This is a genomic window from Nocardia cyriacigeorgica (assembly GCF_010858045.1).
In the GTDB taxonomy this organism is placed as follows: Bacteria; Actinomycetota; Actinomycetes; order Mycobacteriales; family Mycobacteriaceae; genus Nocardia; species Nocardia cyriacigeorgica_E.
In genome coordinates, this window is record NZ_JAAGVC010000004.1 from 213,536 (window position 1) to 237,766 (window position 24,231).

Genomic DNA, 24,231 nt, shown 5'->3' on the forward strand with positions numbered 1-24,231 from the left:
GTCGTCGACGGGTGCAGCGAATTCGACGGCGGTCGATGCGATGGTGCGGTCGCAGGTCGGCATTCGTCCACACCTGAGTAATGGCGGTTCGACGGGCGCACGGTGGGGCCCCGCCGATTGCCGGACGGGGGCGTTCATAGTTCAGTCGGTACCCTTGCTCGGGGCAGGCGAGTCGACCGGCCTCCACGGGGGTGGACCACACAACGCCCGGTAAGGCACGGAAAGGTTTCATGTCCAACCTGATCAACCTCGAACAGGTCAGCAAGAGCTTCGGCATCAAACCGCTGCTCGATGACGTCTCGCTCGGCGTGCACGCGGGCGAGCGCATCGGCGTCGTCGGCCTCAACGGCGGCGGCAAGACCACCCTGCTCGAGGTGCTGACCGGCATCGAGGAGCCCGACAGCGGTCGCGTCAGCCGGGTCGGCGGGTTGCGCATGGCCGTCGTCACCCAGCGTGGGGTGCTGCCCGAGGGCGCCACCGTCGGCTCGGTGGTGCTGGCCGGATTGGCCGACGACGCCCTGACCGATTCGGTGGCCGAACACGAATGGGCCGCCAACCCGCGCATCCGTTCGGTGATGGAGGGCATCGGCATCGCCGGGCTCGGCCTCGACACCACGGTCGACAACCTCTCCGGTGGTGAACGCCGCCGCGTCGCGCTGGCCGCCGCGCTGGTGCGTGATCTGGATCTGCTGGTACTCGACGAGCCGACCAACCATCTCGATGTGGAGGGTGTGCGCTGGCTGGCCGATCATCTGCTGGCCCGCCGCAGCGCGCTGGTCGTGGTCACCCACGATCGCTGGTTCCTCGATACCGTCGCCACCCAGACCTGGGAGGTCGTCGGCGGCAAGGTGGAAAGCTATGAGGGCGGCTACGGCGACTGGATCTTCGCCCGCGCCGAACGCGCACGGCAGGCCGACGCCTCCGAGGCGCGCCGGCGCAACCTGGCTCGCAAGGAGCTGGCCTGGCTGCGGCGCGGCCCGCAGGCCCGCACCTCCAAACCGCGCTACCGGGTGGAGGCGGCCGAGGCGCTGATCGCCGATGTGCCGCCGCCGCGTGACAGTGTTTCGCTGAGCGCGTTCGCCCGTAAACGGCTGGGCCGCGTCGTCATCGAACTCGAGGACACCACGCTCACCACGCCCGACGGACGCGAATTGGTGCGCGATCTGACCTGGCGGCTCGCGCCGGGCGAGCGGGTGGGCCTGGTCGGTGTGAACGGTTCCGGCAAGACCACCTTGCTGCGCGCCCTCGCCGGTGACGCGGAACTCGCCGCTGGCAAGCGGATTCAGGGCCAGACCGTGCAGATCGGCTGGCTGCGACAGGAACTCGACGATCTGCCCACCGATATGCGGGTGCTGGAAGCGGTGCAGCAGATCGCGATGCGGATCATGCTCGGCGACAAGGAGATTTCGGCCGGTCAGCTGGCCGAGCGGCTCGGTTTCACGCCGGCTCGCCAGCGCACTCCGGTCGGCGATCTGTCCGGTGGTGAGCGCCGTCGTCTGCAGCTGACCCGGATCCTGATGTCGGAGCCGAATGTGCTGCTGCTCGACGAGCCGACCAACGACCTCGACATCGATACCCTGCAACAGCTAGAGGATCTGCTCGACAACTGGGCCGGAACGCTGGTGGTGATCAGCCACGACCGGTATCTGATCGAGCGGATCTGTGATTCCACCTGGGCGCTGTTCGGCGACGGCAAACTCACCAACCTGCCCGGCGGGATCGAGGAGTACCTCACCCGTCGTGCCGCACAGCAGACGACCCGCTCGACCGCGCCCAAGCCGGCGTCGGCGAGCGCCGGCTCCACCTCGGCGGCAGCCGCAGCACCGGTGACCGACTCGGCCGCCTACCGCGCCGCGCGCAAGGAATTGACGCGCCTGGAACGCTCCATCGACAAACTCACCGAACGCGAGCAGCGCCTGCACACCGCGCTCGCCGACGCCGCCACCGACCCGGACAAGCTCCTCACCCTCGGCGCCGAACTGAAGCAGGTGCTGGCCGAAAAGGAAGCGGCCGAGCAGCGTTGGATGGAACTCGCCGACGAAGCGTGAACCGTCAGCTGGTCTCGGCCGCGGGCCCCTCGTGCAGCACCACCGGCAGACAGGTCTGCACGAACTCCGCACCGAACCCGGTGAGGATGATGCTGCGATAGGACACCTTGGTGCCGAATCCCGAGCGCTTGAGCAGCTCGCGCACCGGTGACTGCGCCTCGAGCAGCTGGTAGCGGTTCGGGTTGCCGACCGGTTCCTTGGCCAGCTCGATCAGGCCGAGCCTGCGCAGGTTGGTCAGATAGTGCTGGATGCGGTTGGGGAACCGCAGCCCGGCGTGCTCGCCGAGCAGGGTGAGACCCGATTCCTGGCGCAGCCCGAGCCGTTCGGCGCCGAGGCGGCTGAGCCTGCCGCCGTGCACCTCGATGGACGGCTGCGGACCGTCGGTGCGCAGGTAGCGCAGGATGCGGGCCTCGTCGGGAGTGATCTCGGCGAGGATGTTCGCGAACGCGGGATGCCCCTCGTCGCCGGCGTGGGTACTGGCCGACAACCGCAGCAGCGCCGCGCCCTGTTCCCGCAGGGTGGGCGCACTGAGGGGGCGCCGGGGCTGTTCTGTCTCGGAAAGTCCGAGCGCGCGCCGGAGCGCGGCCCGCACCTCGGCCTCGGCTTCGGCGCGGATCTCGGCGGGCGGCACCCCGGCCGCGCTGCGGCGGACCACCGTCCCGGTCACGTCGAGGACGGTGCCGACGCCCCAGCCCGCGGCACCGGCCACCGTGGACAATGCCACCCGAACCACCCCGCTCGCCGTGCGCACGGTGACGATCGGACGGCGCAGGGGATTGGCCCGCACGGCGGGCGCCTTGGGCTCCGCCCCGTACTCGAAAAGATGCGCTACCTCGGTGGATGTGCTGACCGGCTCGGCCGCACCGCCGGGATCCGAGGACGCCGACGATGCCGCTGAACCGGTTACATCCATGTAGTCGCCACTCCTGTCCCGAAGACCAGAATGTGAGCGTAACCGGCGAAGAGCCCGAGCACACCGCCATGGACGAAAAGCAACCATTCGTCCTGTTTGATGGCCGATCGCAGCATTTCCACGAAGTCGTTGGGTGAGAGCACCGACATTTGTTTGGCGATGTAGTCGTTGATCTGCTTGCCCTGCCGGATGTTGAAGTCCGGGTCGGCGAAGGCGATCGGAGCGATGGCCATGGCCTCGCTGGTGATCGTCGATTGCAGGGCGTCGTACTCGCGGCTGCCGAGCACGAACTTGACCGCGCTGCGGGCCGGGCCGAGCGCGCGGTCGGCGGCAGGCCGCAGGGTGTCCTCCAGCATCTGCATGGTGCGATCCGACCGCGGGCCGTTCAGCAGCTCGTCACCGATATTGGCCACCGTGACCACCTGGCCGGACACCAATTCGGCGTAACCGGCGGTGATTTCGGGCTGCCGTTTGATCAGCAGCCCTTGCCGCCACGGGCACCACCATTTCGGCTCGGCGGGCGCGAAGATCATGTTGATGCCGACCCAGTTCACCACCCAGCCGATGATCACACCGCCGATCGGCAGCACCGCCAGCGTCGGCCATCCGGTCAGATGCAGCACCGCGACGAGGACCGCGCCCATCGGGGCGCCGAAGTAGAAGCCGAAATTCTGCATGAACCGCAGTTCCTTGGCGCCGAGTACCTGGAACAGCTGGTTGAGCAATTGCGGGCGGGCCTGGAAATAGCGGATGACCATTTGCTTGACGTCGAGCAACTGATCGATGTTCTCGCCGAGTTCCACGGTGAGCTGGCGCAGAATGTCGGGCAGTTGCGCGCGGACGCGGTCGTGCACCATCTCGCGCACCTGGCTCGGCAGGTTGTACCAGAGCTGCGGATGTTCGCGGCGCAGGATTTCCTCGACGATATCGCGGATCTGATCGTCGGCGATGCTGGCCAGATGTTCGGCGAGAGCGTCGGGTTCGAGTTCACGATAGAAATCGGCGACGCTGCCGAGCTTGGACAAACCTTTGTCCACGGCGATGCTCGCCATTTTGTCCGCACGCGAGGGCACGATTCCCTGCCAGCCCATGCGTCCGTCGTAGCTGAGCAGCGGTAGCACCTGAATTCGCTTGGGCAGGAAAGGATAGACGGCGCGCAGGCCCGGAACATGGATGCCGTGGAATGCGATCGGCCGAAACAGCATCAGCACACCGGTCCAGTTGGTGATGTAGCCGATGACGCCAGTGAAAAGCGGAATGGTCACAAGCTCGAGGAGGATCGTCGGGTGAATCCCGAACACACTCTCTAACACGACACCCTCCTGCCGATACCCGGTGATCGCCGCCTCACCGGCACCTCAAATTAGCACCCCGTCGGCAGCAGGACCCTATGTGACGTGCGGCTCCGACTCCAAGCGCGAGTGCCACGCACCACAGGTAGTGTCTGAGACGTTTACCACAGTGCCCTCCTGTGGTGTCGTGGTTCTACGCGGGGGTGGGGACAATGACCACCACCACATCTGTTCGTGACTGGTGGGCAATAATCTGTGAGCGGAATCGTTCACCTGGCGATACATCGGAGTAGACGTGGCAGACGACAGGACCGGACAGGACGTGGCCCGGGCCGGTTCCCGTGCTGTGGAACGCAGCTCGGATGTCGAACAGCGGCAGATCAGCAATGAGGCCCGGCTGATCCGCGGCGTGTTCCGGGCCGCGGGGCTGGCGGCGGGCACGGTGGTGCGCGGCGGCCAGTGGGCGGTAGAGACCTCCTATGAGATGACCCGCGAGATCACCCAGGCCGCGCTCGACGGTGAGTCCTCCGCCGAGATCGCCGAGCGCACGGGAAACGCGCTGCGCTCGATCGCGCGCAGTGCGCTCGGGGTCACCGAGGGGTCGGTGCGCGAGATCGTCAGCTATGTGCCCAATCCGCAGGGGCCGGGCCAGCAGGCCATCGGGGTGGGCTCGTACCTGCGCTCGGCCACGGTCGACGAACTGCGCAGGCGTGGTGACGCACTGCTGGCCCGTTCGGCGGATGTGTACTTCACCGAAGAAGTGCATCCCGCCTACGACCGTATCCTCGACGAACTCGCGCCCGACGAGGCGCGCATCCTGCGTTTCATGGCGCTCAACGGGCCGCAGCCCTCGGTCGATGTGCGCACCAACCGCCCACTGGGCATCGGCTCGGAGCTGGTGTCCGGTGATCTGACCTCGGTGCCCGAACAGGCCGGGGTGCGCTACCCGGATCGGGCCCGCTCGTATCTGATCAACCTCAACCGGCTCGGCCTGACGCTGACCTCCGACGATCCCGTGGTGCTGAGCCGGTACATGGTGCTCGAGGTGCAGCCGGTGGTGGAGGCGGCGCTGAAGAAGGCCGGCCGCGCGCCCAAGATCGTGCGCAAGAGCCTTCGGCTGACCGAATTCGGCGAGGACTTCTGCCGCACCTGCTTCACCATCGGCGGCTGACCGGGCCGCGGCCGCGAATTCGCTGGGTGATAGCGATCTGATACAGATCTCGTCAAACGTTCGGTATGCCCGGTGCCGGGTGGGATCGTTGAGGTATGGACCAGGACGAGGAGCGTAGGGACTCCGAGTCGGGCGCAGAGCGGGAACCGGTCGGCCGGGTTCTGTTCGGACGGATGCCGGGTTCGATACCGGCACCCGAGAACGGTGCGCGCGACGACGTGTCCGAGATCTGCCGTTTGAAGTACCGGTATCTGCGCACGCTGGATACCAAGCAGTGGGACGAGTTCGCCGACACCATGGTCGCCGAGGCGACGGCCACCTACAGCGAGTACCTGCAATTCGAATCCCGCGAGGCGTTCATCGCGTTCATGCGCAATACCCTCGGGCCGCACGTCATCACCGAACACCGCTGCGATCACCCCGAGGTCGACGTCGACGGCGATACCGCCACCGGCACCTGGTACCTGGCCGATACGGTGCTCATTCCGGAGCACAACATGCTGCTGCGCGGCGCCGCGTTCTACTCCGACCGCTATATCCGCTGCGACGACGGGCGCTGGCGGATCTCGCACACCGGCTACGAACGCACCTATGAGGTGGTGCTCTCGCTCAGCGATCTGCCGAGCCTGCGCCTGACCTCGAGCCGGTGGGGACTGATCGCAAGGGATTCCGGGCTCGAATCGGTCGAGCGCGAGCCGGAGGCCGGCTGACCACTCGGTTCGCGGCTGTACCGCCCGGCCAGGGCCGGACCACCCGGGTTCAGTCGGCGGTGGCGACCAGCGGTTCCAGGGTCAGGCCCGGATGCTCCTTCTCGATGTACTGCAATCGCCATTTATCGCTGAACAATGCGAGCAGCACGCCATCGCTGCGGGTGAACACCTCGACCCCGCGCTGGCGGCCGAGTTCCTCGGCGGAGCCGGCGTCGGTGCGCCGGGCCAGCGTGTAGGGCAGATGGTCCATCTGCGTTTCGACGTTGTACTCGGCCTGCATCCGGGCGGTGACCACCTCGAACTGCATCGGGCCGACCGCCGCGAGCACGGGGGAGGCGTCGCCGCGCGCATCGTTGCGCAGCACCTGCACGACACCTTCGGAGTCGAGCTGGTCGATGGCCTTGCGGAACTGTTTGTACTTGCCGGCGCTCTGGGCCCGCAGCACCGCGAAATGTTCCGGCGCGAAGGACGGGATCGGCGGGAACTCCACCTTCTTGTCCACGAACAGGGTGTGCCCCGGCGCCAGCGCGGTCGCGTTCACCAGGCCGACCACATCGCCGGGGTAGGCGGTGTCGACGGTGGCGCGTTCCCGGCCGAACACGGTGAGCGCGTACTTCGTCGCGAACGGGCGCCCGGTCTGCGCGTGCGTCACCACCATGCCGCGCTCGAACTCGCCCGACACGATCCGCATGAACGCCAGCCGGTCCCGGTGCGCGGTATCCATGCCCGCCTGCACCTTGAACACCACCGCGCTGAACGGATCGGTCGTCTCGCGGACGCCACCATCGACGTCGCGGCGGCCGGCCGGCGCCGGGGCCAGCGCCACCAGCGTCTCCAGCAGCTGACGCACACCGAAGTTCAGCATCGCCGAGGCGTAGATGACCGGTGAGGTCTGCCCGGCCAGGAACAGTTCCTGATCGTGGTCCTGACCGGTGGCCGAGAGCAGTTCGCTCTCCTCGGCCGCGGTCTCCCATGCCTCACCCTCGCGGGCCTGCGCCTGCTCCGGGGTCAGCGATTCCTCCGGCGCGATGGTCGCGCCGCCCGCGGTGCGGGTGAAGTGGATGTACTCGACCGCCTCGCCGCCAGGGCCGCGCCGCAGCAGGCCGCGGAAATCGCCCGCGATGCCGACCGGAAGGAACAGTGGTGTCGGGGTCAGGCCGATCCGCTCGTCGATCTCGTCGAGCAGCTCGAGCGGCGCCCGGCCGGGCCGGTCCCACTTGTTGATCACGGTGATCACCGGGATACCGCGGTGGCGGCAGACCTGGAACAGCTTCAGTGTCTGCGGCTCCAGACCCTTGGCGGCGTCGATCAGCATGACGGCCGCGTCCACGGCGGTCAGCACGCGGTAGGTGTCCTCGGAGAAATCCGAGTGGCCGGGGGTATCGACCAGGTTGATCACATTGTCGATGTCGGAGCCGGCGGCGCGATAGTTGAACTGCAACGCGGTCGAACTGACCGAGATGCCGCGCGCTTTCTCCATCTCCATCCAGTCCGACACGGTGGACTTGCGCCCAGCCTTGCCGTGGATGGCGCCCGCTTCGGAGATCATCTTGGCGTGCAGTGCCAGCGCCTCGGTGAGCGTGGACTTACCGGCGTCCGGATGGGAGATGACGGCGAAGGTCCGCCGCCTCGACACCTCGGCGGGCAGCCCGCGTGAACCGGACGAGACAGCGCCGTCAGTGGAGGCGGTCAACAGCGACAACCTTTCGGGGGAGTGCGAGAATGTGGCAACCGGACAGTGCCTATTTTGCGCTGCCTACGGTCGCGCGTGTTCACGGCCCCTGTATGTCTCGCGTTTGCGCTGCCACTCGGCCTGCGCGGCGAGAGCGCGAACGCGAGGCGGGCCCCGCACTCGCAAGGTTCGGTGGTGTCTCGCTCGACATCGGTGGCACGACCGCCCGTCGCTGCCCGGTGACCACCCGATTCTGGTACTCCGCCCGGGTTGCGCTATGGTGTTCAGGTTGTCTCGGCGAGGGTGACCGCAGACTTTTTGCGACACCGTGATCGACGCGGCTCGGCTTCCGGCCGTCCTCGTTGTTGTCTTCGCCCGACGAGTAGACCAACCGAGCCAGGGCTCCCACGTTCCCTGGCGCCACCGTTGACCAGCCCGGAAGAGCCGTAGGAGTAGATCAGGTCATGTCCGACGCCAACCTTCTCGAAGCCGCAGTCCGCACCGAGTTCGGCAAGGGCGCGGCCCGCCGCACCCGTCGTGACGGCAACGTTCCCGCCGTCCTGTACGGCCACCAGACCGATCCCCAGCACCTGGCGCTCAACGCCCAGGCGTTCGCGGCGATCCTGCGTGAGCACGGCACCAACGCGGTGCTCAACCTCGTCATCGACGGCAAGAAGCAGCTGGCGCTGACCAAGTCGGTCGTCGTGCACCCGATCCGTCGCTACATCGAGCACGCCGACCTGCTCGTCATCAAGAAGGGCGAGAAGGTCACCGCCGACGTCACCATCACCATCGTCGGTGACGCCGCCCCCGGCACCCTGGTCACCCAGGACGCCACCACCGTCTCCATCGAGGCCGACGCGCTGAACATCCCCGAGACCATCGAGGTCTCGGTCGAGGATGTCGAGGCAGGCACCCAGATCAACGCCTCCGACCTGCAGCTGCCCGAAGGCGTCGACCTGGCCGTGGATCCCGAGACCCTGATCGTCAACGTCATCGCCGCGCCGGCCGCCGCTGCCGAGACCGAGGGTGAGGGCGAAGCCGAGGCCGAGGGCGAGAGCGCCGAATAAGACTCGCGCATCGGTTGTCTCGATGACCGACTCCACGCCCGCGCTCGTCGTCGGGCTCGGTAACCCCGGGCCCGAATACGAGCGCACCAGGCACAATGTGGGCTTTCTGGTCGCCGACGTGCTCGCCGAGCGCGTCGGCGGCCGTTTCAGTGTGCACAAGAAGTCCGGTGCCGATCTGCTGACCGCGCGACTGGACGGCCGTCAGGTGCTGATCGCCAAGCCGCGCACGTTCATGAACCTGTCCGGCCGCCCGGTCGCCGCACTGGCCCGGTTCTTCTCGGTGCCCGCGACCGAGGTGATCGTCGTGCACGACGAACTCGATCTGCCCTTCGGCGCGATCAGGCTCAAGCGCGGCGGCGGCGAAGGCGGGCACAACGGCCTGCGCTCGGTGTCGCAGGCGCTGACCACCAAGGACTATCTGCGCACCCGCATCGGCATCGGCCGCCCGCCCGGCAGGCAGGACCCGGCGGACTATGTGCTCAAGCCGTTCTCCGCGCCCGAACGCAAGGAAGTGCCGGTGCTCGTCGAGCAGGCCGCCGATGCTGTGGAGTTATTGCTGCGGGTGGGCCTGGAAACCGCGCAGAACCAGCTGCACTAGTGCAGATGCACCGCGGTGGCGGCCCGGCGCAGCTTGCCCGATGACGTCTTCGGCAGGGCGCCGGGGCCGAGCACCGCGACGGTGCGCGGGCGCACGCCCACCTCGGAGAACACCGCGTGCACGATCTCGCGCTCGATCCGCTTGACCTCGTCCGGGTTCTGGTGATCGTTGCTTTCCACCACCACCGCGAAGCTCTCCCGCTTCTGCCCGGCGTCCAATCGCACCGCGACCGCATTGCCCGGACGCACGCCCTTGACCCGCATCGCCGCCCGTTCGATATCGGTGGGGAAGATATTGCGGCCGGCCATGATGATGACGTCCTTGATCCGGCCGCACACCACGATCAGCCCTTGTTCGGTGAAATAGCCGATATCGCCGGTGTCGAGCCAGCCGTCGGCATCCTGTGCCGACCGGAAGCCCTCGACGGTCACATAGCCGGAAGTGACGGCGGGACCACGCAATTCGATCACGCCCACCGAACGGGTGGGCAATGGCTGACGTTCGTCGTCGACGACGCGGCCCTCCAGATCGTCGACCAGGTAGCCGAGGGTCGGCAGTCGGCGGATATTGCCGTGATGCGAGTGCTGATCGTGCACCGGGACCGCTTTGCCGAGGGCTTCGAGCAGATCGGCGTCGACCAGGTCGAGCACCTGGCCGTGCCCGGGATCGGGGATGGAGACCGCGAGGGTGGTCTCGGCCATGCCGTAGACCGGGGTGAGCGCCATCGGGTTGAGCCCGAAACGCTGCCCGGCGGCGGCGAGTTTCTCCATGGTGTCCGGATCGACCGGCTCGGCCCCGTTCCACATATAGCGCACGCAGCTCAGGTCCAGGTTCGAGCCCTCGGCCTGATCGAGTCGGCGAGCCAGCAGTGAGTAGGCGAAATTCGGTGCCGCGGTGACGGTGCCGCGATACTTGTCGATCAGCTCGGCCCACAGGATCGGCCGCTGCAGGAAGTCCATCGGCGTCACGCACACCACCTCGGCGCCGAATTGCATCGGGACGCTGAGGAATCCGACCATGCCCATATCGTGGAACAGCGGCAGCCAGCTGACCATCACATCGTTGTCGAGCTGGAACTTCACCCGGTTGAACATGGCGTGCGCGTTGACGAAGAAGTTCTCGTGGGTGATCCGCACGGCCTTGGGCGAGCCGGTGGAACCCGAAGTCAGTTGTTGCAGCGCGATATCGGCCTCATCGGTGGGCAGCGGATCGGTATCCTGGCCCTCGCGCAACTGCTCGACCAGCACCACGGTGATGCCGCGTTCGCGCAGCAGCGGCTCGGCCGCCTCGAACGGCGCGCCGAGGATCACCGCCCGCGCCTCGATCATGCCGAGCACGGTTTCGGTATCGCGCGCCCACACCGCGAGATCGGTGCGCGGGGTCGGCTGATGCAGCATGGTGATCGAGCCGCCGCGCATCCACACGCCCTGACAGGCGGGCGCGATATCGACCGGCATCCCGGCCAGCACCCCGACCGCGTCGCCGTGCCCGATGCCCGCCGCGGCCAGACCGCCCGCCATGCGCCGCGCGATCCGATGGATTTCGCCCCACGTCTGCCGCAGTGGTGCATCCGGTTCCCCGGTCACCAGCCCGCGCGTGGTCTCGCGCGCCGTCGCGTACATCTCCTCGGTGAACCTGCTCAACGCACCCGCTCCTCACCGGCCACACGGGCCGCCGACCGACCTGTCTCAACTATCCCGCTGTTCGAGCCCCGCGTTAACCCCCTCCGTGTGCGCGCTGGTCAGCGCCACATTCACGCCTGAAATGGCGGATGCGTCCGCAGGTGTCCGAATGGCCGCCCCTGACCCGCGTGCCCGAACCCCGCCGCACCGCCTACGCCGTTCGCGCGGCATGACCGCCGACCGGCTCAGGGATAGTAGCCCGGGCCGCCGTGAGCCGGGCGCGCGCGGCCTCGGCGTGGCGCGGACCGAACACGCCGCCGACACCGGCGCGCCGGACCCGACACGCGAATTCCGTTGGCGTCGTGCCGGTATCCGCCAGATCCGCGATCGGTGATCTCAGCGGCGTGGCGGCAGCGGGATGCGGGTGAGGTCGGCGGCGACGACGATGGGGCCGCTGAATTCCCTTGCCGCCTCGGCGAAGTGTTCGTCCAGGGTGCGGTAGCGCTGGGAGAAATGGGTCAGCACCAGGGTGCGCACGCCTGCCTCGGCCGCGACCCTCGCGGCCTGGCCCGCGGTGAGGTGGCCGTGCTCCTCGGCCAGGTGCGCGTCGGCGTCCAGGAACGTCGCCTCGATGACCAGCATGTCCACCCCGGCCGCGAGTTCGGGTACGGCCGGGCACATACGGGTGTCCATGATGAACGCGAAACTCTGTCCGGGACGGCGGGTGCTCACCTCGTCGAGGGTGACGGTGCGGCCGTGCCAGTCGATCCGGCCGTCGCGCTGCAACCGGCCCACCGCGGGGCCGTGCAGGCCGATCGCCGCCAGCCGCTCCGGCCGGATGCGGTGGCCGTCCGGTTCGGTGATCCGGTAGCCGAAGGCCTCCACCGGATGCGAGAGGCGGGCCGCGGTGAGATGGAACGGCGCACCCGGCGCGTCCAGCGGGCCCGGTTCGGTGATCGGATGTCTGGTCAGCTCCGCGGTGCGGTAGTAGACGCTGGCATCGCACAGCCGCTCGAAGTAGTGCTCGCCGGAAGCCGGGTAGTAGGCGTCGATCGGGTGCGGCACCTGGTCCAGATTGATCCGCTGCACCACGCCGGCCAGTCCGAGACAGTGATCGCCGTGGAAGTGGGTGACCGCGATCCTGGTCAGATCGGTGACCGACACCCCGGCGTGGATCATCTGCCGCTGGGTGCCCTCGCCCGGATCGAACAAGATCCCCTCGGCACCCCAGCGCAGCAGGTAGCCGTTGTGGTTGCGCTGTTTCGTCGGCACCTGGCTGGCGGTGCCGAGGACGATCAGTTCGCGCTGCGACATCGCCGCGGGCCCGTCAGAGTTCCGCTACCGCGGCCAGGAACCGGTCCAACTCGTCGAAGGCGACGAAACAGTGCGGCGAGGCGCGGACCACGGCGTCGAGGGCACGTCCGGACATATCCAGCAGAGTGGAGCTGCGGTGGCTGACGGTGACGGTGATGTCCTGGGCGGCCAGCCGATCCCGCACCTCGATCGGGGCCACCGCGTCGACGGTGAACGACACGATGCCGCTGTGCCGGATGCCGAGATCGCGCACGGTGACGCCGGCGATCTCGGCCAGGCCCTTGCGCAGGTACTCCGCGCGGGCGGCGATCGCGGCGTAGACCTCGTCGGGACCCAGCCCGAGCAGGTAGTCGACGGCGGCGCCGAGGCCGAGCCTGGCGGCGACGTCGTGTTCCCAGAATTCGAACCGGCTCGCGTCCGGGGCCAGTCGGTAGTCCTCGGGTGCGGTCCATTCCGCGCTGTGCAGGTCCAGGCGGGCCGGCTCCATGGCCGCGGCCAATTCTGGACGCACGTACAGGAATCCGGTGCCGCGCGGGCCGCGCAGCCATTTGCGACCGGTGGCCGACAGCGCGTCGACGCCGAGCTCGGCGACGTCGAGCGGGATCTGCCCGGCCGACTGGCAGGCGTCGAGCACGACCAGCGCACCGGCCTCGTGCGCGATCCTTGTGGCCTCGGCGGCCGGATTGACCAGGCCGCCGTTGGTGGGTGCGTGCAGCAGCGACACCAGCTTCACCCGGTCGTCGATCAGGGCGGCGAAGGCATCCAGATCGAGCTGGCCGGTGCCGTCGCTGGGGATGTGCTCGACCGTCGCGCCGCTCGCGCGCGCCCGCTGCAGGGCTGCGATGGCATTGCTGGCGTAGTCGGAACCGGAGATGAGGACGCGGTCGCCGGGCCGCAGCGGCACCGAGTAGAAGAAGTCCGCCCAGGACCGGGTCGCGCTGTCGCTGAGCGCGATGCTCGCGGGCGTGGCATTGATGAGCCTGGCGATCGACTGTTTGACCGCGGCCAGATCGTCGAGGCGCTCATTGGCCGCGCGATAGCCGCCGACCTCGGCCTCACGGCGTAGATGGGCGATGACGGTGTCGGTGACCACCCGCGGCGGCAGCGACGATCCCGCGCTGTCGAGGAAGACCAGACCGTGTCCGACACCGGGGGTGTCCTCGCGTATCCGCTGCTCGTTCAGCATGCCGACGACGATATCCGCTCGATCCGCCGAACGCTTGCCCGGTACTTGTCGGTGTCCCTCGCTACCCTGGAATCCACCGACGACGCCGCCGGAACACCCACACGCCGTACCGCACGCCATATCGCAGCACCGAATATCCCGACGATCCACGCGCCGCATATCCACCGCGCACCGGAACCACCTGGAGGTCGAGCATGGCGGTCACCCTCGAGCGCAGGCAGGCGGGGCAGATAGCCGCCGACGGGGAGCTGTCCTCGCGCGCGGCGGCGGAGGCCTACATCGGCGGCGTCTGTTTCAAACTTGGGCCACCCGGTTTGATCGGCGCCGAACTCGAATGGCTCACCACCCACGGTGAGTGTCCGGCGTCAGGCCAGACGGCCGCCCCGCGTCCGCCACTCGACGTCGTCGCGGATGCCCTCGGACCGTACGCACCACGGTCCATCGCCCCCGATTCGCCCGCGCTGGCGCTACCGGGCGGCAGCCGGGTCACCATCGAACCCGGTGGTCAGATCGAACTCTCCAGCGCACCGTACGCCACCGCCGCCCAGCTCACCGAGCAGCTGCGTGCCGACACCGAGACGCTGCGCGAACTCCTCGAAACCCAGTGTGTCGGCATGGTTTCCGCGGCCGCCGACGCCGGTCGCCGCGCCCGCCGGGTGCTGCGACTGCCCCGCTATCAGGCCATGGAGCGATACCTCGCCGGTCTCGGTCCCTTCGGCAAACTCATGATGTGCAACACCGCGGCCACGCAGGTCAGTGTCGACGCAGGTGCCGATCACGCCGAGGTCGCCGCCCGCTGGACCGCGCTGTACACCATCGGCCCCGCACTGCTGGCGGCCTTCGCCTGTTCCCCTGAGCTACGCGGCGCGCCTGCGGGGGAGTGGGCCTCGCAGCGGATGCGTACCTGGCTCCGGCTGGACCACTCCCGCACCCGCCCACCGGTCGAGGACTGGGCCGACCCGATCGGCGGCTACGCCCGCTGGGCGCTGGACGCGCCGCTGCTGTGCGTGCGGTCCCGAGAGCCGCGGACCGGGCCCGCCGGTCGCGACGGTTCAGCCGAATGCTCATGGGCCGCCCCGCCCGGCGCCACGTTCGCCGACTGGCTGTCCGGCGCGTTGGACGACGAGATCGGCCGCCGCCCCGACCGCGGCGATCTCGACTACCACCTGACCACCATGTTCCCGCCCGTTCGGCCCTCGGGGCACCTCGAGGTTCGCTACCTGGACGCGCAGCCGGAGGAGAGCTGGACCGTCCCGATCGACGTCATCGACGCGGTGATGTCCACCCCCGCCGCGGTCGCCGAGGCCACCGCGATCGGGGCCCGGACGGCAGGCCGCTGGCTCGACGCCGCCCGTTGCGGACTGGCCGATTCCGAGATCCGGGCCGTCGCCGCCGAACTGCTCGACGCCGCGGCCACCCATGCCGCGACCCCGGACGCGGCCGCGTCGATCCAGGACGCCGCCCGGCGCTGCCGCAGTGCCAGGCAGCCGGGCCGGCTCGCGGCCGGGAGCGCCTCATGAGCGGGGCGATCACCCGAGACCGGCGGCTTCGACCGCTGTCGCGCGAGCCTCGCGCGCTGATTTTCATCGACCCACCAGTACCCGGAGATCCATCGTGACCATCCACCTGCCCGCCGATGACACATCCGAGACCGAACGACTTCGTTCCCGCATCGCCGACACCCTGACCCGCGCCAGGTCCCGCACCGCCGCGCTCACCGACTGCCTCGACGAGGCCGAACTCGTCGCCCAGCATTCGCGGCTGATGAGCCCGCTGGTGTGGGATCTGGCCCATATCGGCAATCAGGAAGAGCTGTGGCTGGTGCGTGATGTCGGCGGGCGCGAGCCGGTGCGCGCCGACATCGATGAGCTCTACGACGCGTTCAAACACGCGCGCGCGAACCGTCCGTCGCTGCCGTTGCTGAACCCGGGCCAGGCCCGCGAGTACGTCGGCACGGTCCGCGACAAGGTATGGGACGTGCTCGATCACAGCACCCTGCGCGGTGCGCCGCTGGTCGAGGGCGGGTTCGCCTTCGGCATGATCGCCCAGCACGAACAGCAGCACGACGAAACCATGCTGGCCACCCATCAATTGCGGGCAGGTCCGCCGGTGCTGTCCGCGCCGTCGGCGCCCACCGGCATCGCCGCGGTGAGCGGTGAGGTGATCATCCCCGCGGGGCAGTTCACCATGGGCACCTCCACCGACCCCTGGGCGCTCGACAATGAGCGGCCCGCCCATCTGGCGTATGTGCCGGGCTTCGCCATCGATGCCGCTCCGGTCACCAACGAGCAGTACCTGACCTTCATCGCCGACGGCGGCTACGACCGTCCGGAGCTGTGGTCCAAGCGTGGCTGGGATCATCGGCTCGAGGCAGGCCTGGTGGCGCCGCAGTTCTGGGAGCGCGATTCCGGCGGCCAGTGGTGGCGGCGGGTATTCGGCGTGCTGACGCCGTTGCGGCCGCATCAGCCGGTGGTGCACGTCTGCTGGTTCGAAGCCGATGCCTACGCCCGCTGGGCGGGTAAGCGCCTGCCCACCGAAACCGAATGGGAGAAGGCCGCCCGCTACGACCCGGACACCGGCCGGTCCCGCCGCTACCCGTGGGGCGAGGCCGAACCGGACGCGGCGCACGCCAATCTCGGCCAGCGCCATCTGGAACCGGCCGATGTCGGCGCCTACCCGGCGGGTGCGTCGCCGGCCGGCGTCCATCAGCTCATCGGCGATGTCTGGGAGTGGACGGCCTCCGGTTTCGACCCCTATCCGGGCTTCCGCGCCTTCCCGTATCGCGAGTACTCGGAGGTCTTCTTCGGCGGCGATTACCGCGTCCTGCGTGGTGGTTCGTTCGGCACCGATCCGGTGGCGTGTCGCGGCACCTTCCGCAATTGGGATCACCCGATCCGGCGCCAGATCTTCGCCGGTTTCCGGCTGGCCCGCGACCTGAAGCCGGGGGAGGCAGCGTGATCGGCCGCCATGTGTAGACATCTGGCATATGTCGGCCCGCCCGCGCCGGTCGGCGACCTGCTCACGCGTGGTGTGCACGCCCTGCGCACACAGGCCTGGGCGCCTCGGGATATGCGCGGCGGCGGCACGATCAACGCCGACGGATTCGGTGTCGCCTGGTGGCGCCGCGCCGACGACTCCGGCCGCGCCCTGGTCAGCCGCTACCGCAATGCGGCGCCGATCTGGACCGACCCGGCGGTGGAGGAGGTACTACCGCAGATCGAATCCGCCGCGGTAGTCGCGGCCGTGCGCTCGGCGACGGTGGGGATGCCGGTCGAGCGGGCCGCCTGCGCGCCGTTCACCGATGACGGGTGGGCCTTCAGCCACAACGGCGTCGTTCAGAATTGGCGCAAAGCGCTCACCGCTGCCCTGGCCGATCTGGACAGTGCCGCGACTCGCGCCGGCGCCACCCGGATGTTCCAGACCGCCGACCTGCTCGATGCCGAATCCGCCACCGATTCGGCCGCGCTGTGGGTGCTGCTGCGCGGCCTGCTCACCCCCGGTGCGCCACCGGATCTGGTGACGAGCCCGGCCGACGCGCTCCGCCTGTTGCTCACCTCGGTGCTCGCCCACGCACCGGCCGCCCGGCTGAACTTCCTGCTCGGCGACGGTTCGACCATCTGGGCCACCGCGTGGGAGCACGCGCTCTCGGCCCTGGTCACCGACGACTACGCGATCGTCTGCTCCGAACCGTATGACGCCGACCCCCGCTGGCGGCCGATCCCGGAGCACAGCTTGGTGCTCGCCGCCCCGGGCCGCCTGACCATCGAGTCGCTCGACCGTGAGCGGTGAACGCATGACACCGGATTCGCCGCCGAACGCAAAGGATGCCGCCATGACCGAACCGACGCTGGAAGTCCATCTCACCGACGCCGATCTCACCGCGGCGCTGCGCACGGACGCCCGGCGCGGGCTCACCGCCGATCCGAAGTGGCTGCCGCCCAAATGGTTCTACGACGCGCGCGGCAGTGAACTGTTCGAGCAGATCACCGAGCTGCCCGAGTACTACCCGACCCGCACCGAACGTGCCCTGCTCGAACGGGTGGTCGGCGAGATCGCCCACGCGGCCCAGGCGGAGGTCCTGGTCGAGCTCGGTGCGGGCTCCGCGGTGAAGACCCGGCTGCTGCTGTCGGCGCTCACCGCGCAGGGGCCGCTGAAAACCTACGTGCCCCAGGATGTCTCGGCCGCAGCGCTGCGCGCGACCGCCGCCGAGGTCGCGCGCGAGTTCCCCGGCCTCGCGGTGCACGGGGTGGTCAGCGATTTCACCGATACCCTGCACAATCTGCCGCGCGGAGGCCGCCGGATGATCGCCTTCCTCGGCGGCACCATCGGCAATCTGGTGCCCGCCGAACGCGCCGAATTCCTCACCGACATCCATGACGTGCTCGAACCGGGAGAACACCTGCTGCTCGGCGCGGGCCTGGTGATCGACCCGGCGATCCTGGTGCCCGCCTACGACGACGCGGCCGGGGTGACCGCCGAGTTCAACCGCAATGTGCTGCACGTGCTCAATGCCCGCCTCGCGGCCGACTTCGTTCCCGACGACTTCCGTCATGTCGCCGTCTGGGACGCCGAGAACGAGTGGATCGAGATGCGGCTGGAAGCCACCGAGGACATGCGGGTCGAGGTCGCCGATCTCGACCTCGTCCTCGACTTCGCGCGCGGCGAGCAGCTACGCACCGAGATCTCGGCCAAGTTCCGCCTGGAAGGCCTCGACACCGAACTGTCCGCGGCCGGGTTCACCGTGGACAAGGCATGGGCCGACCCGGACAGCCGCTTCACGCTGGTGCTGGCGACCCGCGCCTGAGCGCGGGCCCGCGCTAGTTCTGTTCGGGCACGATATCGGCGTTGAAGAACGCGAAGGCGAGGATCAACCCGATCGCCATCGCCACACCCGCGGCGACGGCGGCCCATTTGCCGAGCGGTTCGCCCTTGTTGTGGCCGATGATGCCGAGGATGATGCCGGCGGGCCCGAACAGGATCGGGCAGAACAGCAGGCAGATGCCCGCGCAGACGAACCCGATGATGGAGAACACCTGCGTCCCCGAGCGCTGCGGCTGGGCATCGTAGGGCTGGAAGGATTGCTGCGGATAGGACGGGAACCCGCCGCCCGCCTCACCGCCGGGACTGCCGGAGGCGGGCGGATAGGCTTCGGGATACCCGGATGTCCCGCCGGGGCCTGCGCCCCACTGCCCGCCCCCGTGCTGCCCCTGCGGGTACGGCTCACCATAAGGCTGCCCTGCGCCGGTGCCCCACGCCTGATCGCCCGACGGCGGTTGTCCGGGCGGCGGCTGTTGCGAGGATGTCGAACCCACTCCGCCCGGCTGCGCACTCCACGCCTGCCCCGGTCCGCTCTCCTGCGGCTGCTCCCGCCACGCCTGCTCGGGCACCTCACCACCGGGAGGAGTGCCGTGCCCGCCGGACGGCTTGTCCAGCCTCGGCGGCTCGGCCCCCGCGCCCTGGCCCGGCGCCGAACCGGTCACCTCCTCGCCGGGGCGCGCTTCGCCGCTCGTGGGCTTCCGCAACGTGGGCGGCTCGGTCCCCGCGCCCTCGCCCGGCGCCGAACCGGTCACCTCTCCCGACTCGCTCGACGGCTCCGGAGTGTCCGGTTCCCGCTCCGGTGGCGTCGCGCGCGGCTCCCCGTCCTGCGGCCGGTCCCCGCTGCCTGGGTCCTGCGGATGCTGCGGCGTGGTCATAGCGCTCTCCTCATTCGTCCGATCGGGTTCGGCTGTGGAGCAGGTCGAGCGGTCTACTGGTCGGGTTCTTCCACGATCTCCATGGCGGCGAGTTCGGCGGGCCGGTCGTCATCGTCGGCGAGTTCGGCGGCGCGGCGGCGCGGGGTCCACTCCTGGTCGAGTTCTTCGTCGATGCCGAGGCGGCCGTCGTCGTCGCCGGGGCGATTGCGGATCCGCAGGTCAGCGGGCGGATCTTCGACGGCGTCCTGGTAGGCGCGGATCTCGTCGGCCTGTTCGTCGTCGCCCATGTCCTCGTCCAGCGGGTCACGGTCCATGTTCGCCAGTATGCGCCGATCGGCGCACCGATCGCGGGAACCCGAACACAAAAAATAACGGGCCCGGACCACATTGGTCCGAGCCCGTCGCAAACTGAGCGGGTCAGGCGGTGTTCGATGTGCCTGCCCCGGAGGCCCTGCGTGGTGACGCTTCGCTACCGCCTCCGGGCCTTGACCGGATCAGGCGTTGCCGTTGAACAGCCCGGTCACCGAGCCGTTCTCGAACACCTCGCGGATGGTGCGGGCCAGCAGCGGCGCGATCGACAGCACGGTCAGCTGCGGGAACTTCTTGTCCTCGGTGATCGGCAGGGTGTTGGTCACCACGACCTCCTTGGCGCCGCAGGCGGCAAGCCGCTCGGCGGCCGGCGAGCTCAGCACGCCGTGGGTCGCGGCGATGACGACGTCACCGGCGCCGGCTTCCTTCAGCACGCTGACCGCGCCGGCGATGGTGCCACCGGTGTCGATCATGTCGTCGATCAGGATGCAGGTGCGGCCCTCGACCTCACCGACCACGCGGTTGGACTTGACCTGGTTGGGCACCAGCGGGTCGCGGGTCTTGTGGATGAACGCCAGCGGCGAGCCACCGAGGGAGTCGGCCCACTTCTCGGCGACGCGCACGCGGCCGGAGTCCGGCGAGACCACGGTGATGTGCTCGAGGCTGTAGTTGGACCGCACGTACTCGGCCAGCTGCAGCTGCGCGTGCATGTGGTCGACCGGGCCGTCGAAGAAGCCCTGGATCTGATCGGTGTGCAGGTCGACGGTGATGATGCGGTCCGCGCCCGCGGTCTTGAGCAGGTCGGCGACCAGGCGCGCCGAGATGGGCTCACGGCCGCGGTGCTTCTTGTCCTGGCGCGCGTACGGATAGAACGGCAGGATCGCGGTGATCCGCTTGGCCGAACCACGCTTGAGCGCGTCGATCATGATGAGCTGTTCCATCAGCCATTCGTTGAGCGGCGCGGGGAAGCTCTGCAGCACGAAGGCGTCCGAACCACGGACCGACTCCTCGAAGCGTACGAAGATCTCGCCGTTGGCGAAGTCGCGCGCGGTCTGGGGCGTGACGTGGACGTCGAGTTCCTTGGCGACCTGCTCGGCCAGCTCAGGATGCGAACGTCCGGCGAATAGCATCAGGTTCTTCTGATTATCGATCCATGACGCGGTCACTGCTGTTTGCCATCCTTTAGCTCGATTGCCTGACTCGACATCTCGTTTGCCGCGATGGCTTCTGCCGCCGCGCGCGCCGCAGCGGTTCCGGGACGATACCGCTGCACCCAGTTCTCAATATTGCGCTGTGGTCCACCCGACACGGCGAGCGCCCCCGGCGGAACGTTTCTGCGCAGTACAGTACCCGCCGCCGAATAGGCGCCGTCACCCACGGTGATGGGCGCGACGAACATCGTGTCGCTGCCCGTGCGCACATGCGAACCGACGGTGGTGTGGTGTTTGTTCACCCCGTCGTAGTTCACGAAAACGCTGGACGCGCCGATGTTGCTGTGCTCGCCGATGGTGGCGTCGCCGACGTAGGTCAGATGCGGCACCTTGGAGTGCGCGCCGACGGTGGCGTTCTTGGTTTCGACGAACGCTCCGAGTTTGCCGGACTCGCCGAGGACGGTACCGGGGCGCAGGAAACTGAACGGCCCGACGGTCGCGGCGGGCCCGATCACCGCGCCCTCGCCGTGCGTGCGCACCACCTTCGCGCCCTCGCCGACGATCACATCGGTGAGTGTGGAGTCCGGCCCGACCTCGGCGTCCTCGCCGATGACGGTGTTGCCGAGCAGCTGCACACCCGGCCGCAAGGTCACATCGCGGCCGATCCGCACCCCGGCGTCCACCCAGGTGGTGGCCGGATCGATGACGGTCACGCCGGCGCGCATATGCCGTTCCAGGATGTAGCGGTTGAGCGTGCGGGCGGCCGCGGCCAGCTGCACCCGGTCGTTGACGCCGGTGACCTTGGCCGAATCGACCAGCCGCGCACCCTGCACGGGATGGCCCGCCTCGTGCGCCAGCCGCAGCACATCGGTCAGGTAGAGCTCGTGCTGGGCGTTCGCGGTGGACAGCCGCCCGAGCATGGTGCGCAGCACCGTCGCGTCGAAGGCGTACACACCGGAGTTGACCTCGGTGATCTGGGCCTGCTCCGGGGTGGCATCGGCATGTTCGACGATCTCGGTGACCTGGCCGTCGGCGTCGCGCACGATCCGGCCGTAGCCGTTCGGGTCGTCCGGGACGAAGGTCAGCACCGTCACCGCTGGACGTTCGGCGTAGCTGCGGTGCTCGTCGAGCAGGGCGGCCAGGGTGTGCCCGTCCAGCAGCGGCACATCGGCGGAGGTGACGAGCACGTCACCGGTGAAGTCGGCGGGCAGCGCGGTCAGCCCGCACTGCACGGCGTGGCCGGTGCCGAGCTGCTGCTCCTGCACCGCCGGAATGATCTCGCGGGCCTGTTCGGCGGCCACCGCCGCGGCCGCGGCGCCGACCTGCTCCCGGTCGTGCCCGACCACCGTGATCAGATACGCGGGGTCGATCTCGTTCGCCGCATGCAGCGCGTGCGCGAGCATGCTGCGGCCGGCCAGCGAATGCAAAACTTTGGGGGTCTTCGACCGCATTCGTGTCCCGGCACCGGCTGCGAGAACGACGACGGCGGTCTGCTGTGGCATGAATCTCCCTCGGCTGCCTGTCATCGTGCTGGTCAAACCTTCGGCCCACGCAGTGCTCACACTGCCCGTGAGCCGGCACCGTGTCCGTGGCAGGCCACCGTGCCAACGGCCGGCACCGCACCCGTGCGCTGGACACCGTACCCGCGAGCTGATCCGCTGTGCTCGCGTGCTCCGCCGCCAGGACTCGAACCTGAACTATCTGAACCAAAATCAGAGGTGCTGCCATTACACTACGGCGGATTGTCGCATCGACGGGACACATACGCGCCCGCCAGTGCGCCTCGGCACGGCAACGATACTCGCATGCCGACCTCGGATCCGTCGAACCGTGGGCGTGATTCGCGCGCCCGGCTGCGCCCGCGCGCGAGCTGTCTGGAACAGTTGTCCCATACCAATCGCCGGCGTAGGTAGGGAGGCCAATGCACGAGACACCCACGACCGGCGAGAATCCGCGCGTCAGCGCATCCGGCGACAAAACGCGCCGGGGCGGCCAGTCGCCCCGCCCCCGGATGACGGGCACGCAGCGGCGTCAGCAGCTGATCGAGATCGGTCGCGCGTTGTTCGCCGAACGCGGCTACGACGCCACCTCCATCGAGGAGATCGCCCAGCGCGCGCAGGTGTCCAAGCCGGTGGTCTACGAACACTTCGGTGGCAAAGAGGGTCTCTACGCCGTTGTGGTGGACCGTGAGATGTCCATGCTGCTGGACATGATCACCTCTTCGCTGACCCAGAATCGGTCCAGGGTCCGGCTCGAACAGGTGGCGCTGGCGCTGCTCACCTACATCGAGCAGCGCACCGACGGCTTCCGCATCCTGGTCCGCGATCAGCTGCCGCAAACCGGCGACGGGCGCTATTCGAGCCTGCTCAACGAGGCCGTGAACCAGGTCGCGCACATCCTCGCCGGCGACTTCGAGCGCCGCGATCTGGACACCAGCTTGGCCACCCTGTACGCGCAGGCGCTCGTCGGCATGGTGTCCACCGCGGCGACCTGGTGGCTCGATGAACGCACCCCCTCGAAGGAGGTCGTCGCGGCGCATCTGGTCAACCTGTGCTGGAACGGTCTGCGCCACCTAGAGGCCGATCCGCAACTCAGTTCGGAGTGGCCGGCCGGGACCGAGAACCGGCCGTGATAGTTAACCGGTGAATTGCGAACGAGCTTGCACCACATACTCGAATCGTCTGCCGAGCGGCGCGCTGGTGGTACGGTTCACCCATCCTTTGGGTGCTGTTCGGGCGGTATGTCGGTCAAATTCGGGATGTCGGTCTACTTCAGGATGGCTGGTTTTTGGGATGACAGGCGGATCTGATGGCTAGGCAAGCGCGCGCGGGGAGATCACCCGCGACTCCGTCCTGGCGGGCGCGGCCGATGTCTTTCTGCGCTTGGGCTATGCGAACGCGAGCCTGAGCGAGATCATCGCGCAGTCCAACGTGACCAAGGGCGCCTTGTACTTTCACTTCGGTTCGAAGGAAGAGCTGGCCCGCGCGGTCGTCGACCAGGGCAACGAGCGCCTGGTGAGTTCCTGCCAGGGCTTCTTCGATCCCCGGGTGCCCGCGCTGGAGGCCTGCATCGGCATCACCTACGTGGTGGCCGATCTGTCGATGAACGACCCCATGGTCGGTGCGATGCTCAAGCTCACCCACCAGATCGGCGACTACCGCGGCGCCGCGGGTGACAACATCGCCAAATCCTGGGGTGATACCTACCGCCTGCTGGCCGAGCGCGCCATCGCCCAGGGCGATCTGCTGCCCGACCTCGACCCGGAAACCATCGGCCTGCTGTTGCAGGGCGTCACCACCGGCGTGCACATCGTCGCGGTCGGCACCGAAGCCATCGACCAGATGGCCACCCGCATGGAACGCGCCTGGTACTTCCTGCTGCCGGCGATCGTGCCGCCGGAGAAGATCTCCTACTTCCGCGAGTTCGCTGCCCGCCGCCTGCGCCGCTACGTGCCGTGATGGTGCGCGCGGCCGCTCGATCTC

20 protein-coding genes, 1 tRNA gene and 1 pseudogene are annotated in these 24,231 nt (G+C 68.7%); 11 read left to right on the forward strand and 11 right to left on the reverse strand.

What is annotated here, in order from left to right; genetic code table 11:
- The first annotated feature begins 230 nt into the window (after positions 1–230).
- Positions 231–2,048, forward strand: a complete 1,818-nt coding sequence (locus GV790_RS05990; protein WP_163811362.1) for an ABC-F family ATP-binding cassette domain-containing protein — start codon at positions 231–233, stop codon at positions 2,046–2,048.
- Positions 2,049–2,052: 4 nt separating this feature from the next.
- Here GV790_RS05990 and GV790_RS05995 read toward each other — a convergent pair whose 3' ends face one another.
- Both GV790_RS05995 and GV790_RS06000 read right to left on the reverse strand, forming a co-directional pair.
- Positions 2,053–2,961, reverse strand: a complete 909-nt coding sequence (locus GV790_RS05995; protein WP_163811364.1) for an Abi-alpha family protein — start codon at positions 2,959–2,961, stop codon at positions 2,053–2,055.
- On the reverse strand, positions 2,952–4,226 hold the full coding sequence (locus GV790_RS06000) for a hypothetical protein (protein WP_280212414.1): 1,275 nt from the start codon (positions 4,224–4,226) through the stop codon (positions 2,952–2,954). The genes GV790_RS05995 and GV790_RS06000 overlap by 10 nt, the downstream gene beginning before the upstream one ends.
- Positions 4,227–4,548: 322 nt before the next feature.
- On the opposite strand from GV790_RS06000, the gene GV790_RS30985 reads away from it, so the two are divergent.
- Positions 4,549–5,424: an Abi-alpha family protein gene (locus GV790_RS30985; RefSeq protein WP_163811368.1), complete on the forward strand. Its 876-nt coding sequence runs from the start codon at positions 4,549–4,551 to the stop codon at positions 5,422–5,424.
- Between the two features lie 173 nt (positions 5,425–5,597).
- Entirely contained in the window at positions 5,598–6,134 is a 537-nt protein-coding gene (locus GV790_RS06010; protein ID WP_163811370.1) for a nuclear transport factor 2 family protein, read from the forward strand.
- A gap of 49 nt (positions 6,135–6,183) precedes the next feature.
- Here the strand turns inward: GV790_RS06010 and GV790_RS06015 are convergent, their stop codons facing one another.
- Positions 6,184–7,827: a peptide chain release factor 3 gene (locus tag GV790_RS06015; RefSeq protein WP_163811371.1), complete on the reverse strand. Its 1,644-nt coding sequence runs from the start codon at positions 7,825–7,827 to the stop codon at positions 6,184–6,186.
- Between the two features lie 443 nt (positions 7,828–8,270).
- Here GV790_RS06015 and GV790_RS06020 point away from each other — a divergent pair, with 443 nt between their 5' ends.
- Positions 8,271–8,876 (forward strand): 50S ribosomal protein L25/general stress protein Ctc, encoded by a 606-nt coding sequence (locus tag GV790_RS06020; protein ID WP_163811373.1) that lies wholly within the window; start codon positions 8,271–8,273, stop codon positions 8,874–8,876.
- Between the two features lie 22 nt (positions 8,877–8,898).
- Complete coding sequence (pth, locus tag GV790_RS06025; RefSeq protein ID WP_163811375.1) at positions 8,899–9,474, forward strand: aminoacyl-tRNA hydrolase; 576 nt, start codon at positions 8,899–8,901, stop codon at positions 9,472–9,474.
- On the opposite strand, the gene GV790_RS06030 is transcribed toward pth, so the two are convergent.
- From GV790_RS06030 to GV790_RS06040, 3 genes are all read right to left on the reverse strand, one after another.
- Positions 9,471–11,117, reverse strand: coding sequence for a fatty acyl-AMP ligase (locus tag GV790_RS06030; protein WP_163811377.1), 1,647 nt, complete (start codon positions 11,115–11,117; stop codon positions 9,471–9,473). The genes pth and GV790_RS06030 overlap by 4 nt on opposite strands.
- A 375-nt stretch (positions 11,118–11,492) precedes the next feature.
- Positions 11,493–12,410 (reverse strand): ribonuclease Z, encoded by a 918-nt coding sequence (locus GV790_RS06035; protein ID WP_163811380.1) that lies wholly within the window; start codon positions 12,408–12,410, stop codon positions 11,493–11,495.
- A 13-nt stretch (positions 12,411–12,423) separates the two neighbouring features.
- Positions 12,424–13,596, reverse strand: coding sequence for an aminotransferase class V-fold PLP-dependent enzyme (locus tag GV790_RS06040; protein ID WP_163811382.1), 1,173 nt, complete (start codon positions 13,594–13,596; stop codon positions 12,424–12,426).
- Positions 13,597–13,790: 194 nt separating this feature from the next.
- Here GV790_RS06040 and egtA point away from each other — a divergent pair, with 194 nt between their 5' ends.
- The 4 genes from egtA (at position 13,791) to egtD (ending at position 18,400) form a co-directional block, all read left to right on the forward strand.
- Positions 13,791–15,116, forward strand: coding sequence for an ergothioneine biosynthesis glutamate--cysteine ligase EgtA (gene egtA / locus GV790_RS06045; RefSeq protein ID WP_163811384.1), 1,326 nt, complete (start codon positions 13,791–13,793; stop codon positions 15,114–15,116).
- A gap of 100 nt (positions 15,117–15,216) precedes the next feature.
- The gene (gene egtB / locus GV790_RS06050; RefSeq protein WP_375139374.1) at positions 15,217–16,554 is read left to right on the forward strand and encodes an ergothioneine biosynthesis protein EgtB; all 1,338 of its coding nucleotides are present in this window, start codon (positions 15,217–15,219) and stop codon (positions 16,552–16,554) included.
- Positions 16,555–16,563: 9 nt separating this feature from the next.
- Entirely contained in the window at positions 16,564–17,385 is an 822-nt protein-coding gene (gene egtC / locus GV790_RS06055) for an ergothioneine biosynthesis protein EgtC (protein ID WP_163811386.1), read from the forward strand.
- A gap of 43 nt (positions 17,386–17,428) precedes the next feature.
- Positions 17,429–18,400, forward strand: a complete 972-nt coding sequence (gene egtD, locus GV790_RS06060) for an L-histidine N(alpha)-methyltransferase (protein WP_163811388.1) — start codon at positions 17,429–17,431, stop codon at positions 18,398–18,400.
- A gap of 13 nt (positions 18,401–18,413) precedes the next feature.
- On the opposite strand, the gene GV790_RS06065 is transcribed toward egtD, so the two are convergent.
- The 5 genes from GV790_RS06065 to GV790_RS06085 all read right to left on the reverse strand — a co-directional run bounded on the left by GV790_RS06065 (position 18,414) and on the right by GV790_RS06085 (position 22,491).
- Positions 18,414–19,289 carry a DUF4190 domain-containing protein gene (locus GV790_RS06065; RefSeq protein WP_163811390.1) on the reverse strand — a complete coding sequence of 292 codons (876 nt, stop codon included), beginning with the start codon at positions 19,287–19,289 and terminating at the stop codon, positions 18,414–18,416.
- A 53-nt stretch (positions 19,290–19,342) separates the two neighbouring features.
- Positions 19,343–19,603, reverse strand: coding sequence for a hypothetical protein (locus tag GV790_RS06070; RefSeq protein ID WP_163811392.1), 261 nt, complete (start codon positions 19,601–19,603; stop codon positions 19,343–19,345).
- Between the two features lie 180 nt (positions 19,604–19,783).
- A complete protein-coding gene (locus tag GV790_RS06075; protein WP_036539892.1) occupies positions 19,784–20,764 on the reverse strand; it encodes a ribose-phosphate diphosphokinase in 981 nt (326 codons plus the stop codon).
- A complete protein-coding gene (gene glmU, locus GV790_RS06080) occupies positions 20,761–22,251 on the reverse strand; it encodes a bifunctional UDP-N-acetylglucosamine diphosphorylase/glucosamine-1-phosphate N-acetyltransferase GlmU (protein ID WP_163811394.1) in 1,491 nt (496 codons plus the stop codon). The genes GV790_RS06075 and glmU overlap by 4 nt, the downstream gene beginning before the upstream one ends.
- A 169-nt stretch (positions 22,252–22,420) precedes the next feature.
- Positions 22,421–22,491: transfer RNA gene (locus GV790_RS06085), tRNA-Gln, on the reverse strand.
- A gap of 269 nt (positions 22,492–22,760) precedes the next feature.
- Between GV790_RS06085 and GV790_RS06090 the strand changes: the two genes are divergently transcribed.
- The gene (locus tag GV790_RS06090) at positions 22,761–23,381 is read left to right on the forward strand and encodes a TetR/AcrR family transcriptional regulator (RefSeq protein ID WP_163811517.1); all 621 of its coding nucleotides are present in this window, start codon (positions 22,761–22,763) and stop codon (positions 23,379–23,381) included.
- Positions 23,382–23,557: 176 nt separating this feature from the next.
- Positions 23,558–24,207: pseudogene (locus GV790_RS06095) on the forward strand (TetR family transcriptional regulator).
- Positions 24,208–24,231 lie beyond the last annotated feature (24 nt).

Excerpts from the sequence above, each read along its gene's own strand:
- GV790_RS05990 (WP_163811362.1), top strand. The coding sequence starts at position 231 with ATGTCCAACCTGATCAACCTCGAACAGGTCAGCAAGAGCTTCGGCATC.
- GV790_RS05995 (WP_163811364.1), bottom strand. The coding sequence starts at position 2,961 with ATGGATGTAACCGGTTCAGCGGCATCGTCGGCGTCCTCGGATCCCGGC.
- GV790_RS06010 (WP_163811370.1), top strand. The coding sequence starts at position 5,598 with ATGCCGGGTTCGATACCGGCACCCGAGAACGGTGCGCGCGACGACGTG.
- GV790_RS06020 (WP_163811373.1), top strand. The coding sequence starts at position 8,271 with ATGTCCGACGCCAACCTTCTCGAAGCCGCAGTCCGCACCGAGTTCGGC.
- pth (WP_163811375.1), top strand. The coding sequence starts at position 8,899 with ATGACCGACTCCACGCCCGCGCTCGTCGTCGGGCTCGGTAACCCCGGG.
- GV790_RS06035 (WP_163811380.1), bottom strand. The coding sequence starts at position 12,410 with ATGTCGCAGCGCGAACTGATCGTCCTCGGCACCGCCAGCCAGGTGCCG.
- GV790_RS06040 (WP_163811382.1), bottom strand. The coding sequence starts at position 13,596 with ATGCTGAACGAGCAGCGGATACGCGAGGACACCCCCGGTGTCGGACAC.
- egtA (WP_163811384.1), top strand. The coding sequence starts at position 13,791 with ATGGCGGTCACCCTCGAGCGCAGGCAGGCGGGGCAGATAGCCGCCGAC.
- egtC (WP_163811386.1), top strand. The coding sequence starts at position 16,564 with ATGTGTAGACATCTGGCATATGTCGGCCCGCCCGCGCCGGTCGGCGAC.
- egtD (WP_163811388.1), top strand. The coding sequence starts at position 17,429 with ATGACCGAACCGACGCTGGAAGTCCATCTCACCGACGCCGATCTCACC.
- GV790_RS06065 (WP_163811390.1), bottom strand. The coding sequence starts at position 19,289 with ATGACCACGCCGCAGCATCCGCAGGACCCAGGCAGCGGGGACCGGCCG.
- GV790_RS06070 (WP_163811392.1), bottom strand. The coding sequence starts at position 19,603 with ATGGACCGTGACCCGCTGGACGAGGACATGGGCGACGACGAACAGGCC.
- glmU (WP_163811394.1), bottom strand. The coding sequence starts at position 22,251 with ATGCCACAGCAGACCGCCGTCGTCGTTCTCGCAGCCGGTGCCGGGACA.
- GV790_RS06090 (WP_163811517.1), top strand. The coding sequence starts at position 22,761 with ATGACGGGCACGCAGCGGCGTCAGCAGCTGATCGAGATCGGTCGCGCG.